The sequence below is a fragment of the Aliagarivorans marinus DSM 23064 genome (genome assembly GCF_000429485.1).
Lineage (GTDB): Bacteria > Pseudomonadota > Gammaproteobacteria > Enterobacterales > Celerinatantimonadaceae > Aliagarivorans > Aliagarivorans marinus.
In genome coordinates this window covers 46,421-60,355 of sequence record NZ_KE386908.1, presented here as the reverse complement: position 1 = coordinate 60,355, position 13,935 = coordinate 46,421, and the positions used below count along the sequence as shown (strand labels likewise).

The following is a 13,935-nucleotide window of genomic DNA, read 5'->3' as shown; positions in this document are numbered from 1 at the left end:
GCTTCATGCTTAGCTGAAGCGGTGATGTTTTACTTAAGAGGTATCAAAACACCCGGCATGTCGGCTAGGCGGCTTCCGCTGCATCGACCGACTTAAGCTGCTTGGCCTTCATCCGGCGTCGCTCGCCAAAGTGATGCATACGATTGCCCAACACCAACAAACAAGGAGTAAGGATCAGCGTCAGCACCGAGGCAAATGCCAGTCCACCAGCCACCGCAGTCGCCAGCTGTGACCACCACTGGCTAGAGGGCGCACCAACACTGATATGGCGATTAAACAGGTCGATGTTCAGCTCCAGCACCATCGGCAACAAGCCCAAAATCGTGGTGACCGTGGTTAGCATCACCGGACGCAAACGCTGGGCACCAGTGCGCATAACTGCATCGATACAGTCCATCCCTTGCTTGCGGAACACGTTGTAGGTATCGATAAGTACGATATTGTTGTTCACCACAATCCCCGCCAGGGTAATCACCCCGATTCCGCTCATGATCAAGCCAAACGGCTGCTGCGCGATCAGCAGACCAAGCAACACCCCAACGGTGGAGAACAGCACCGCCGACAGGATAAGTCCCGCCTGATAAAAGCTGTTGAATTGAGTCACCAAGATCAGCCCCATGGCGAATAACGCCACTAAGAATGCCTGCTCAAGGAACACCGTGCTCTCTTCCTGATCCTCATTCTCACCGCGGATCCGAATGTTCACCAATGGGTCTAGCTCCAAGGCCATTGCCTGTTGCTCCAGCTTGGGCAGCTCAACGCTGAGGTTAAAGCCCGGCGCCATATCAGCGCCGACCGTCAGCACCTGCTTGCCATCCACTTTATTGATCACATCCTGCTTCTGGTGTGGCTCAAGGCGCACAAAGCTGGTGATCGGCACCATGCCGTAGGCGGTCTTCACCCGCAGGTCGCTAAGCCGAGCAATGCTGCGGTACTGCTCGGGGTAACGCACCTGAATGTCTAACTCGTCATCGGCATCATCGGGGCGATAACCGCCGATCTTCAGGCCATTGGTCATAAACTGCAGCGAGTTGCCCAGCAGCGAGACGTCTGCCCCGTAGCGCGACGCATTGCCACGATCTACCTTCACCTGCCACTCGATGCCCGGTTTGGCGGTGCTGTCCTCGATGTTTACAAAGGCCGGGCTTTGCTCCACCAGCTGCCGCAGCTTTTTGGTCATCTCGGGCAAGCGCTCAGGGAAGCGCGAGCTGAGCTCGATCTGCAGATCTTTGCCCCCCGGAGGACCGGCTTTATCCTTGCGGAACTCGATCTCGAGGCCAGCAATAACCGACAAACGCTCACGCATCTCCTCGATGATCTCATTGGCCGGGCGACGCAGGTCCCAATCCTTAAGGTTGACCCGAATACTGCCTAGCTGCTCGCCACCCACCACGGTGTACAGCGTCTCGTAGTCGTCCAGATCGAGGATCTGATCTTCGGCTCGCTTAACCACTGCCAGCTGCTCTTCAATGGAGAAATCGCCGTAGGAGCGCATCACAATGGTAAAGCCGTTGGGCTCAACCTCGGGGAAGAACTCAACCCCCTTACCTGCCGTGCCGTAAGCGAAGATCACCCCGACAGCCCCCACAATGGCCAGCAGCAGCACCGCCAAGGGCATGCGCACAGCACGTTTTAACGAGCGCAGATAAAAACCGGTAAAGCCATCAAGTTCCTGCCAGCGCCCTTCTTCGGCCAGATCCAAGCGTCGCTGCTGCTTGTCGCTTAGCTTACGCTGGCGACCAAACACCTTGCCAAGGGTTGGCACAAAGATCAGCGCCATCACCAACGAGGCACTCAAGGTGGCAATCAAGGTCAGTGGCAAGTAGCCCATAAACTGCCCCACGATTCCGGGCCACGCCAGTAGCGGCGCAAATGCCGCTAAGGTGGTGGCGGTTGAGGCGATAATCGGCCAAGCCATGCGGGTTGCCGCATTGGCATAGGCTTGGTGGCGCGGCACGCCTTCGCTCATCTGTCGGTCGGCGAACTCGGTTACCACAATAGCGCCATCCACCAGCATACCCACCGCCATGATCAGCGCAAACAGCACCACCATATTGATGGTCAGCCCCGAAACTGCCAGCAGCACAATCCCCGCCAAAAACGAGCCCGGGATGGCGATGCCCACCAGCAAGGATGAGCGCACACCCATCACGGCGATGATCACTATCACCACCAGCAGCACCGCCGATAGGATGTTATTTTGCAGCTCAGAGAGCATGGTCTTCACATCTTTCGAGGTATCACCGGCATAGCCCACCTGCAGGCTCTCGGGCCAGAAGGTCTTGGCCTGACTCACCAGCTCTTTGACCTGGCCAATAGTGTTAATCAGGTTCTCGCCGGGGCGCTTACTGACTTCCAAGGAGATGGTCGGCTGGCCGTTTACCCGTGCGTAGGTACTGGGGTCTTTGAAGCTGCGGCGGATAGTAGCAACATCACCAAAGGTCACCACCCGGTCGCCATCAACTTTAACCGGCAAGTCCACCACATCTTTAACCGTCTCGAACACTGCTGGAACCTTGATGGCGTAGCGGCCGCTGCCACTGTCCATGGTGCCTGCGGTAACCAGGCGGTTGTTGCGGCTGATCAATGAGGCGATATCGTACTGGTCGAGGCCGTAGCTCTCCATCAGCATCGGGTCGACCAGGATCTCCAGATAGTCATCGCGGTCACCGCCGATCTCCACCTCCAGCACCTCGGGCATGGTTTCAATCTCATCGCGCAGCTCGCGGGCCGCGGTCAGCAAGGCGCGCAGTGGCAGCTCGCCATATAGCAGCACCGTAATCGCCGGTTGCTCGCTGGCTAAGGTGACTTGATGCACCTCGGGCTCTTCCCCGCCTTCCGGCAGCTTGGGCTTGGCTTCGTCGACTTTGGCGCGCACATCGGCCATCGCCTCACTCAGCGGTACGCCGACTTCAAACTCCAGCACCACCGAGCCATGGCCTTCGGCGGCGGTTGCGGTCATCTCTTTGAGCCCTTCCAGCGATTGAAGAGCCTGCTCCATGGGGCGGATCAGCAGGCGCTCAGCATCTTGCGGCGAGATCCCATCGTGGGCCATCGACACATAGATAACCGGGATTTCAATATCTGGCTCGGCCTCTTTGGGAATACTGATAAAGGTGCTCACCCCGGCGATCAGCAGAAACACCAGTAGCGAGATGACTGTTCGGCTACGCGAGAGTGCCGCTTCGATTAGCGCCTTCATTGGCTTAGCTCCTCGGCTGCCGCCGCGCCTTGGTAAGGCACCGCATCAACCGGATCGCCATGGCGAACAAAGCCTTGGCCGAGGGTAATAATGGTTACCTCACCGTCAAAGCCACCCAGCCAAGCGCCATCAGACTCGGAGCGCAGCAACTGAGCCGGCACAAAGGCGACTCGCTCATCCACCACGGTTTTCACCCCTAAGGTGCCATCTTCATCCAAGGCCAGTACCGCTGGGGTGACTTTTAGCGCCTGCAGTTCGCCAAGGGGGATACGCACCTCAGCGCTCAGGCCAGCTTTGAGCACCGCATCGGGGTTCTCCACCAACACCTCAACTCGGAAGGTCAGTGTATTGGGGTTGGAAACCGCTGCGATAAAGTCCACCTCGCCTTCTACCGCTTCACCATTGAGCAGTGTTACCTGAGCTGGCATGCCTAAGCGCAGTTTTTGGATATCGCGCTCGGCCACATCGGTGCGAACGATTAAACGGCGAGTTTCGGCCAACTTAAGAATAGGATCGCCAATGCCTAAGAATGCGCCCTCTTCCACCATCCGCTCATCAAACACGCTGTCGTAGGGTGCCAACACCTGAGTATTGGTAATCGCCAACTGCAGGTTTTCCACCGAGGATTGCGCCTCGACCAGGGCAGCGCGCGCCTGCGCCAAGCTAGCCTTACCTTGGAAGCCTTGTTTATTAAGCGCTTTCACGCCTTCGTATTCAATCTCGCGCTGCGCCAGCAAGGCCTGAGCACGGGCTAATTGCGAACGGCGGTCTTGTACATCCAGCCGCGCCAACGGTTGACCCTTCTTCACTTCGCGGCCCGGGTCCACCAGATACTCAATCAGGCGACCGGAGACCTCGGCAGATATCACGCTAACCCGACGCGCCTCAGTGTGACCATACAAGAGCAATTGATCTTCGATGGTTTCGGTTTGGAATTGGCTCACTTGAACCCGGGTTGGCGGCGGAGCATTCAGACTCCCGTCTTGCTCCGCTGCAACCACATTATTGCTGCCATCGGGTGTCATGCCAGAGGCCATCCACAGGCACACGGCCAAGACGATCAGAATCGAAAACAAGTAGGGGCGAACAGCAACGAATTGTCGAAAACGCGAAAACATAGGTGGAACGTCCTTATCCAAAACCAACAGCCAAGCTGAAAGTGAAAACCAATCTTTCTACATTTGAGAGTCTTTACCTGCAGCAAGCGGCGCAAACTGGTCGCCAATTTGTGCAACTGGTAAAGAAGCAGCATACCACGGGCTACTTTACCCCTAAAGTAAGCGCTCTAATTGTCATATCTTGCTATTTTTTGACCCGTTTTTGACCAAGCGTACAATTATTAGTACAGCCAAACGGCTGAGTGCGCTCACACCCCTTTGCCACAGGCAATAAAAAACCCGGCTAAGGCCGGGTTTTCAAAGTAGATTTTCGACTCACCAGTTAGATACTGAACGAAGAGCCACAACCACATGTAGTGCTAGCGTTGGGGTTGTTGACCAAAAAGCGCGAGCCTTCCAAGCCTGAGGTAAAGTCAACGATGCCGCCCACCAAGTATTGCAGGCTCATAGAATCAACCACCATCTCAACGCCCTGATTGGTCACTACGGTATCACCGTCATTCACTTTCTCATCGAAGGTGAAGCCATAGGAGAAACCAGAGCAACCACCGCCAGTGACGTACACTCGCAGCTTCAGCGCATCGTTCTCTTCCTCGGCAATCAGCTCTTTAACGCGCAGCGCGGCGGCGTCGGTGAACTGGATAGGAAAGGCACTGGTTTCGCTTACTACTGACTCTGACACTATGGGATTCCTCGGATTAATAATGGCCGCATTATCTAATACCCGACTAATTAGTTCAAGTATTCGTCCGACCACTGTTTTCGCAGAGCTGAGCAAGCAGGTAATCGACTGCCACCCGGACCTTGGGGACTTCATAACGGGAGCGTTGATAGAGCAAATGTACCCCCAAGTCGCTATCGCCCCCACCTATCGTGGGCTCAAGATCTAGCAATTCCAGCTGCCCAGCAGCCAGATAGCTGCGGATCGACCAAAGCGGCAGCATCGCTAAGCCCTTACCCTCTAGTACCTGACGCAGCAATAACTGCGTCGAGTTGGTCACCAGTCGCTTCTGCACATCCACTTTGACCCAGTTGCCCGCTTCTTTTACTCGCCAAGGCAGTTCACCACGTGGGGAACGGTAATCCAATGCATAGTGCTGAACCAACTCGCGATAATGGCTGGGACGGCCATAGTGCTTGAGGTAACTCGGCGCTGCACATAACAGGAACTGGTTGTCTTCTAATCGGTGGGCCACTAGGCGTTGGTCGCCAAGCAGTCCGCCGCGAATAGCGATATCGATGTTGTGTTGGTAAAAGTCCATCACTTGGTCGGTAAGCTCCAAGTCGATAACTAACTGCGGATAACGCTGCTGCAAGCCCTCTATCGCGGGAAGTAACTGCAGCTCCGCATAGCTGGGCATGGCGGTGATACGCAGCCGCCCACTCGGCAGACTTTGGTATTGTGCGACCACATCGTTGGACTGCGCCACCGCCGCCAAAATCTCGCGGCAACGAGGTAGGTACAGCTGGCCTAACTCAGTGAGTTGGTTGCGCCGGGTAGAGCGCAGCACCAACTCGCCTTTCAGGGTACTCTCCAACGCTTGTATCTGGCGCGATACCTTCGATACCGGGCAATTGAGCGCATCCGCCACCGCCGAGAAGCTGCCCTGCTCAGCCACTAGCACGAAGTAGTGCATAGCCTGTAGTTGATCCATGTGCTCTCCTATCAATGACCCGAATTCAAACTCGAGGCCTTGAGCCTTTAGCTCCCCGCAGTCCGCAAGCGCGAAACCACTTTTTGCATTTTACGCAAATTACTTTAGCTCACTATACGGTTTTGGCTAAAAGTGCGTCTCTCTATACTTGCACTATCAACCCTCGTTTGTTTATCACTCAGCATTTGCTTATCACTCAATTAAGGACAGCAAGATGGAACATGCCTCTCACTACCAAGCGATCGTATTGCGCGAGTACCCAACTCACAGTATCGACCAGCAAACCTTCGAGACCCGCCAGTTTGAGGCTCAGCCACTGGGGGCAGGCGAGTTTCGGGTGAAGGTGACGCACCTCTCGCTAGACCCCGCGATGCGCGGTTGGGTCAGCCCCGATCCCAACAGCTATATCCCGCCAGTTGCCATCGGCGAGGTGATGCGCTCTCTAGGTGTAGGCGAGATCATCGAATCGCAACACAGCGAGTTCCCAGTAGGCGCTCGAGTTGCAGGAATGACCGGTTGGACCGAGCAGCTGATAAGCAATGGCACGGGGCTTAGCCTGTTACCTGCAGGGGTTACTCCCGAGCTGGCCTTGTCAGCCTTAGGCATGCCCGGCCAAACAGCAATCATTGGCTACAAAGATGTACTGGAAGCCGAAGCAGGCAAAACCATCGTGGTAACCGGGGCTGCGGGCGCAGTCGGCTCGGTAGTGGTGCAGATGGCAGTCGCCGATGGTCTGAATGTGATTGCGCTGGCGGGTAGTGACGAGAAATGCCAATGGCTGCAACAACTGGGCGCTCAAGGCGTTATCAACTACAAAAGCGATGACATTGCTACCAAGCTGGACCAGTTTGCGCCCAATGGCATCGACTATATGTTTGAGAACACCGGGGGCGAGACCCAGCACCACGTTATCGAACGGATCAATCCCCATGGTCGGGTGGCGGTGTGTGGCCTGATTGCCGATTATCACAGCGCCCAGCCAGCCCTTGCGCCTAGCTGGATCAACTTGATTAAGCGGCGAGCTCGCGTCGAAGGCTTCACCATCACCGATCACTTCCAGCGCGCGCCGGAGCTTATTCAAGGTCTGTTAGTGTACCTGCAACAAGGCAAACTACAGCACAAAGTGCATGTACTGGAGGGGCTAGAGTCCGCCAAGTTAGGCGTGAATATGCTGTTTGATGGCAGCAACGACGGCAAGCTGTTAGTTGCTATCTAGCTGCATGGTGTTTCGGGGTGAATCAGTGGTGTTCGCCCCGTTGCCACTGGATTGACCTTGAGGCACCACCAATCTAGTGGCTGAAGGCGCAGCTTGATTCGCCTCGCCATCGGATTCAATCAGCTCAACCGTGGTGATTTTCTCAACCGGCTTCATTGGTTCCATCTGAGTCTCTGCTTGTGAGATCGACTCACTGGTGCTTGGCGCTTCAGCCTCAGCAAATCCGCTCTGTTGCACCGCTTGTTCCGGCGCGTCTTCCGGCAGCTCTGGTGAAACCAGCTCCGGTGTTGGCAGCAGTTCGATGCCCGCGACCGGGTAGTCATCGACGATGGCCAGCGGTTGCCACTCTTGATTGAGGGTCAATCGGTTCACCTTGCTGGCATTATCGGCCTTGAAGCTGACCACCACCTCAACATGCTCCGGTAAAAAGCCCTCAGGCAGCTTAAAGTTACTGCTTAGCTCCTGAAAGTAACGGAACTTAAAGCTGGGCAAACTGCCGCTATCACGCAGATCCGATAAGCGATACTCACGCGGCTCGCCTTGTTCGCTACCGCTGATCAGCAAGTCCACATCGCCATCGAGCCAGCGCTTTTTATGGGCCACTTGAATCAGCAGGATCTGCATCCGGTAGTAGCCCTCACTCAATTGCTTTTGCAGTTGGAAGCGCTCAATCACCGCGCCACCGGCGCTCTGTTCCGGGGCCATAATCCGCCGATACAGGCTCAGCTCTTCTTGCAGCTCGGCATTGAGCTCCTCGCTTTGGCGCAGCACCTGCTGCAGCTGCTCCACTTCGGCTTGGCCAATAACCAACGCCTGCTCGGTTAACTTCAACTGCTGTTGCAGCTCCAGCGCCTGTTGATGTGCAAGTTCGCTGGCGCGCTCAACTTCTCCCAGCTGATGCTGTTGCTCCATATTTAGGTTGTGTGCCAGCCACACAATAAACAGCGCCAAACTGACAACAAAGGTAACGATAAGCAGCGAAAGTCGTTTCAAGGGATACATCCAGATTAATCCATTACTGCCCGCAGTTTACGTGGAAACACTATACCCGAACAACCTCAAGATACAGGATTCAGAGGCACTCAATGCCCATAGGGCGAGGCGAAAATACGCAGGAATGGTGATCCATTTTTAGTGTTTTCAACGAAGAACTATGGACATTGAGCGCCTCCCAAAGGGCGAGTTTTCCCGTCCCTCATGCTGCGTTACTGTTCCTTGACTTAGACCACTAAGCCTATGTCACAGTGCCTTGCCTGAGGGGCGGAATAATCTCGCTGAACAAGCATCTTGAGGTTGCTCGGGTATATGGGATAAAACGCGCCACGTCATCTAAACAGCGCTGACTTAGACCTAAATTTTGATATAGTGATCGGCAAATTCTGCCTGAGCTCAAAGGATTAAACATGTCTCGCTCTGAATCACTATTCAGCCAAGCCCAACAAGCCATCCCCGGCGGTGTTAACTCCCCGGTGCGCGCCTTTAACGGCGTTGGCGGTACCCCGCTGTTTATCGAAAAAGCCGATGGTGCGCGCATCTATGATGCCGATGGCAAAGCCTACATCGACTATGTGGGTTCGTGGGGGCCGATGATCCTTGGCCATAACCACCCAGCGATCCGCCAAGCGGTTATCGATGCCGCCGAACAAGGCCTCAGCTTTGGCGCGCCTACCGAGGTGGAAATCGAAATGGCCGAGCTGGTGTGTAAGCTGGTTCCGTCGATGGATCAGGTACGTATGGTCAACTCCGGCACCGAAGCCACCATGAGCGCCATTCGTTTGGCCCGCGGCTACACCGGCCGCAGCAAGATCCTCAAATTCGAAGGCTGCTACCACGGCCACGCAGACTCGCTATTGGTAAAAGCCGGCTCTGGCGCGCTAACCCTCGGTGAGCCCAACTCCCCGGGCGTACCGGCCGATTTTGCCAAACACACCTTGACCGCCAGCTACAACGACCTTGATTCGGTCAGCGCGCTGTTCAAGGAGTTCGGCGAGGATATTGCGTGCATCATCCTCGAACCAGTGGCTGGCAATATGAACTGTATTCCACCACAGCCGGGCTTTTTAGAAGGGCTGCGCAGCATCTGTGATGAGCACGGCGCACTGCTAATTATCGACGAGGTAATGACCGGATTCCGGGTTGCCTTGGGTGGCGCGCAAAGCCATTACGGTGTTACCCCCGACCTTACCTGTCTGGGTAAGGTGATCGGCGGCGGTATGCCGGTTGGCGCCTTCGGCGGTAAGAAAGAGGTGATGGCGAAGCTGGCGCCACTCGGTCCGGTCTATCAAGCAGGCACCCTATCAGGTAACCCGATTGCCATGGCCGCTGGTCTGGCTGCGCTCACTGCACTGCAAGAGCCGGGGCTGCACCAACGCTTGAGCGCGACCACTGAACGCTTGGTTAACGGCATCAAAGCCGCCGCAGCACGCCAAGGCATTCCACTGGCCACCAACCAAGTAGGCGGCATGTTTGGCCTGTTCTTTACCGAGGCGGAGCAAGTCACTAACTTCGCGCAAGTATGCCAATGCGACCTAGAACGCTTTAAGCGCTTCTTCCACCTGATGCTGGACGAAGGGGTATACTTGGCACCTTCCGCCTTTGAAGCGGGCTTTACCTCTCTGGCCCACAGCATTGAGGATATCGACGCAACTATTGCCGCTGCTGAACGCTGTTTTGCCAAGCTAGCCAGCGCGTAATTAAGGTTAGGGGGCCCATGCCCCCTCAATATCTTTCCCAACCACAACCACCTTCGACCAGCCGTTTAGCGATAGACGACAAAGCCAACATCGCGCTTGATAAATCCAATACGCGCCATCTCCAACTTTTCGTTTCTTTACATATTTCTTTAAAAACAATCTGTTAGAATATATCGCCGTAAGTGGCCTGACGCTGCTTGCAATAACAAAGACATCGGGAAAGACATCCAAGGAGTAAACATGTCTGACGTACAACAAGTACCAACTACCGCAGCCCCTACCGAAAAAGACAACAACGCGAAAACCCATGCATTGATTGCCTATGTAATGATGGTACTGGGTCTATTTACCGGCGTGTTCTGGCTGGCGGGCGCCATCTGGGGCATGGTGAAAAAAGGTGATGCGGCTGGCACCCTTTATCAAGACCACTACGACAACATCACCAAGACCTTCTGGGTTGGTCTGATCATCGGTATTGTGGGCTTTGTACTGAGCTTTGTGGGCATCGGTATTATCGTGCTGATCGCTGGCGGTATCTGGTGTCTGTACCGTGTAATCAAAGGTCTGGCGCGTTTGACTTCGAACAAGCCTTATAACTAAGCCACACTATGCAGCAAGCGACGACATTTCAGCTTAGTCGCTTGCTACCCTCCGATAAGCGTCCAGCTTGGGCTCAATTAAAGATCCGCTGCAGCCAGTTCCCCGCCTTACGGGTTTGCTCTCTAAAACAGCTATCAACTTCAGTAGTCATTTGCTGATGCGCCGGTAGCAACACCACATTACCGCAATCTGCCGCCGTTACCCGGCCGGTTTTTTGTGACACGTTCACCCAGGCCAACGCATCCGGTTGCAGCGGGCGCAGCGACTGTGGATAGCTTTTTTGCAGGTAGGCGGCATAGACTGGCAGAGCCGCCGACGAACCGGTGACCCCGGCGCTTTGGTTATCATCACGCCCTACCCAAGTGGTGACAATCTCTCGCTCATCAATGCCGACAAACCAGCTATCGCGCAGGTCGTTAGTGGTACCAGTTTTCCCCGCGAGGGCAACCTTGGGCACTCGCCAGCGCAGAGATTGGGCAGTGCCGCTACGCGTCGCCTCTTGCATGCTGTACAGGGTCAGATAGTTAGCCATCTCAGACCAACGTCGCTGGGCCTGCACCTTCGCCTTGTACAAGCTGTTGCCTTGGCCATCGTGTACCTGCTCCACCGCGTACAAGCGGCGGAACTCGCCATCGCCACCGAGGGTTTGATAGATCTGCGCGACCTGATAGGGCGATAAGCTGGTGCTGCCCAACAGCAATGCCGGGAAGGGTTTAAGCTCTTGCTCAAGCCCAGCTAGGTGCAAGGTGTTGATCACCGAGTTCAGGCCCACCTCCATCCCAAGGCGAACCGTGGGCACATTCAGCGAATCTGCTAGAGCGCGGTAGAGCATCACCGGACCGCGGAACTCGCGATCGTAGTTGTTCGGCTGCCATTGATTGCCGTCATCCAAGGTTAAGGTCAGCGGGCTGTCATCAAGCAACTCGCCCAAGTGGTGACCCTCCTCGAACGCACTGAGATAAACAAAGGGTTTTACCAAGGAACCGATGGGGCGGCGCGCATCCAAGGCCCGGTTAAAACCGCGTAGTGCTTCGTTGCGTCCGCCCACCAAGGCGCGGATCGCCCCGCTATAGCGCTCGCTGACCACCATGGCGGTTTCCAACTCCGGCTTGCTCTTATCCAGCTCAGTCAACACCGTGCTGGCGGCTTGCTGGGCATGGCGTTGTGAGCGCGGGTCGAGGGTGGTGAAGATCTTCACCCCATTGTACTGCTGCCAGCCACTGGCATATTGCTTCAGCTCGCGCTGCACCAGCGTCATAAAGCCGGGAAGTTTTTGATAGCCCATACTGCCACGGCGGATAACCCCTAATTCTTGCGCGGTGGCACGCTGGTAATCATCACTGCTGAGCAGCTCATGTTCCACCAGCAGCCACAAGATCAGGTCGCGGCGCTTAAGTGCCCGCTCGCCATGTCGCCAAGGGTCATAGTAGGAAGGCCCTTTTACCAAGCCAACCAAGGTGGCGATCTGCTCGACCCGCAGGTCACTGACCGGCACCCCGAAGTAGAAGTAGCTGGCCAAGCCGATGCCATAGACCCCATTGCTGCCGTTCTGCCCCAGATACACCTCATTGAGGTAGGCTTCCAGCAGCTCGTCTTTGCTGAATCGCAGTTCCATCAGCACCGCGATATAGGCTTCTTGGGCCTTACGCCACAGGGTGCGCTCGCGGGTCAAAAAGAAGTTTTTGGCCAGCTGCTGGGTCAGGGTACTGCCCCCCTGTACGGTGCGACCAGCGCGTAGGTTAACCACTAAGGCACGGAGAATTGCAGTCGGTGAGACGCCATCGTGTTGGTAAAAGTCACGATCTTCGGTTAATAGCAGAGCATCAATCAGTTGCTGGGGCACATCTTCCAAACGCACCAAGATCCGGTCTTCTTGGTCGCTAACGTTAATCCGCCCAAGTAACATCGGGTCGAGCCGGGTTTGCGCCAGCTCTTCAGCGCTGTCTCGATGCTGGATCTGCGCCAAGCGCTGGCCGTTAAAAGTCAGCAGCAACGGCAGCTCAGGCTCGCCGCCATCGGCAAAATCAAAGTTGCGCCTTACCAATTCGATACGGGTGCTGGACACGGCATACTCACCGGCGCGCTGGGCCCGTTTCACCTTGCGGTAGTTCAGTTGAGCCAGCTCGTCCTGCAGCTCTTGGCGAGTCATCCGCAGGCCGGGGTAGAGCTGCAGCTCACGCCCATACACCGCAGCGGGTAGCTCCCATTTGTCGCCAGCAAAGCGCTGTTGAATCTTGCTATCGAGGTAGACGCCCCACAGCAACAGCACCGCAAGCACGCCAATACCCAGCTTGGCACCTAGCACTAAGGCCTTGCGCCACAATGGGCTGGCAGCCTTGGCGCTTTTTCGCGAGCGCCCTTTGCTGGAACGGACTTTGGATGGCTTTCTAGGCTTGGCTTTTGCCTTAGTAGTGGCTTTAGTGTTGCGACCTTTTTTGGCAGCACTCATTGGCAGGGGATCCCAACGACGAAATACTTAAGGAATGGCCATAGGATACCCTGCTTTTGTGACGCATGCAGCTCTGTGGAGAAGTTAGCCAGCGAGCACTCTGTTCTGGGTTTAATTTGCATCTTTTCTATCGCTCTCGCGTCTTTAACTGCACATGAATAAATTCACGAGAGAACCCCATGTTAAAAGTTGTCAGCTTTACCATTTGCCCTTTTGTTCAGCGCATCACTGCCTTGTTAGAAGCCAAGGGGCTGGATTATCAGGTTGAATACATCAGCCTAAGCGAAAAGCCACAATGGTTTTTAGATATCTCCCCCAACGGCCAAGTGCCTTTACTGATTACCGAGCAAGGCACGGCACTGTTTGAATCCGACGCCATCGCCGAGTATCTGGAGGAAGCTTATCCAGCGCTGCAGGCCGATCTCAGCGCTGAGCAAAAAGCCCTTAACCGGGCCTGGAGCTACTTGGGCACCAAGCAATACCTGCTGCAATGTAGCGCCCAAAGCAGCCAAGATATCGCCACGCTACGAGAGCGCAGCGCCAAACTGGCCGGCGCCTTCGCCAAGGTAGAAAAGGTGCTGGGCAATCAGCGCTTCTTCAACAGTGAACAGCTCAGTATGGTGGATATCGCCTGGCTACCGGTGCTGCATCGCGCCGAGATTATCCGCCAACGCAGCGGCTATGAGTTTTTGGCGGGTTTTCCTAAGGTCAAAGCTTGGCAGCAAGCACTGCTGGCCACCGGCTTGGCAGAGCAAAGCGTGGCGGAAGATTTTGAGCAGGCGTTCAGCCGCTATTACCTTAGCGACAAAACCCAGCTCGGGCGCTGCCGTTGCGCCCAGCCCTCACAGTGCCAGTGCCATAGCGAAATCCTTGATCATTGTTGTATAGAGCAGTGTTGTATTGAGCAGGCTGAATGCTGTAACGAGGCCACCAAAGTCGAGCGCAAAGAGAGCTGCTGCTAGGGGTAGTGAACTTAGTCATCGCGCTGCGGCATCGAAACAA

General features: G+C 55.6%; 10 protein-coding genes. 4 read left to right on the top strand and 6 right to left on the bottom strand.

Features of this window, described 5'->3' with window-relative positions; all coding sequences use genetic code 11:
- Positions 1-64: 64 nt before the first annotated feature.
- The 4 genes from G461_RS24710 to G461_RS0117830 all read right to left on the bottom strand — a co-directional run bounded on the left by G461_RS24710 (position 65) and on the right by G461_RS0117830 (position 5,975).
- Entirely contained in the window at positions 65-3,202 is a 3,138-nt protein-coding gene (locus tag G461_RS24710) for an efflux RND transporter permease subunit (RefSeq protein WP_035480664.1), read from the bottom strand.
- Positions 3,199-4,320 carry an efflux RND transporter periplasmic adaptor subunit gene (locus G461_RS0117840; protein WP_026972865.1) on the bottom strand — a complete coding sequence of 374 codons (1,122 nt, stop codon included), beginning with the start codon at positions 4,318-4,320 and terminating at the stop codon, positions 3,199-3,201. Before G461_RS0117840 ends, G461_RS24710 begins: the two co-directional genes overlap by 4 nt.
- A 322-nt stretch (positions 4,321-4,642) precedes the next feature.
- Positions 4,643-5,002: an iron-sulfur cluster insertion protein ErpA gene (erpA, locus tag G461_RS0117835; RefSeq protein WP_026958580.1), complete on the bottom strand. Its 360-nt coding sequence runs from the start codon at positions 5,000-5,002 to the stop codon at positions 4,643-4,645.
- A gap of 55 nt (positions 5,003-5,057) precedes the next feature.
- The gene (locus G461_RS0117830; RefSeq protein WP_026972864.1) at positions 5,058-5,975 is read right to left on the bottom strand and encodes a LysR family transcriptional regulator; all 918 of its coding nucleotides are present in this window, start codon (positions 5,973-5,975) and stop codon (positions 5,058-5,060) included.
- A 214-nt stretch (positions 5,976-6,189) separates the two neighbouring features.
- On the opposite strand from G461_RS0117830, the gene G461_RS0117825 reads away from it, so the two are divergent.
- A complete protein-coding gene (locus tag G461_RS0117825; protein WP_035480661.1) occupies positions 6,190-7,191 on the top strand; it encodes an NADP-dependent oxidoreductase in 1,002 nt (333 codons plus the stop codon).
- Here the strand turns inward: G461_RS0117825 and G461_RS25665 are convergent.
- Positions 7,177-8,184 carry a DUF6776 family protein gene (locus tag G461_RS25665; RefSeq protein WP_157360360.1) on the bottom strand — a complete coding sequence of 336 codons (1,008 nt, stop codon included), beginning with the start codon at positions 8,182-8,184 and terminating at the stop codon, positions 7,177-7,179. The genes G461_RS0117825 and G461_RS25665 overlap by 15 nt on opposite strands.
- A 410-nt stretch (positions 8,185-8,594) precedes the next feature.
- On the opposite strand from G461_RS25665, the gene hemL reads away from it, so the two are divergent.
- Positions 8,595-9,884 carry a glutamate-1-semialdehyde 2,1-aminomutase gene (gene hemL, locus G461_RS0117815; protein ID WP_026972862.1) on the top strand — a complete coding sequence of 430 codons (1,290 nt, stop codon included), beginning with the start codon at positions 8,595-8,597 and terminating at the stop codon, positions 9,882-9,884.
- Between the two features lie 240 nt (positions 9,885-10,124).
- Positions 10,125-10,484, top strand: a complete 360-nt coding sequence (locus tag G461_RS0117810; protein ID WP_026972861.1) for a DUF4870 family protein — start codon at positions 10,125-10,127, stop codon at positions 10,482-10,484.
- Positions 10,485-10,557: 73 nt separating this feature from the next.
- Here G461_RS0117810 and mrcB read toward each other — a convergent pair whose 3' ends face one another.
- Positions 10,558-12,933, bottom strand: a complete 2,376-nt coding sequence (gene mrcB / locus G461_RS24700; RefSeq protein WP_084429353.1) for a penicillin-binding protein 1B — start codon at positions 12,931-12,933, stop codon at positions 10,558-10,560.
- A 179-nt stretch (positions 12,934-13,112) separates the two neighbouring features.
- Here mrcB and G461_RS24695 point away from each other — a divergent pair, with 179 nt between their 5' ends.
- Positions 13,113-13,895: a glutathione S-transferase family protein gene (locus G461_RS24695; RefSeq protein WP_051333667.1), complete on the top strand. Its 783-nt coding sequence runs from the start codon at positions 13,113-13,115 to the stop codon at positions 13,893-13,895.
- The last annotated feature ends 40 nt before the right edge of the window (positions 13,896-13,935 follow it).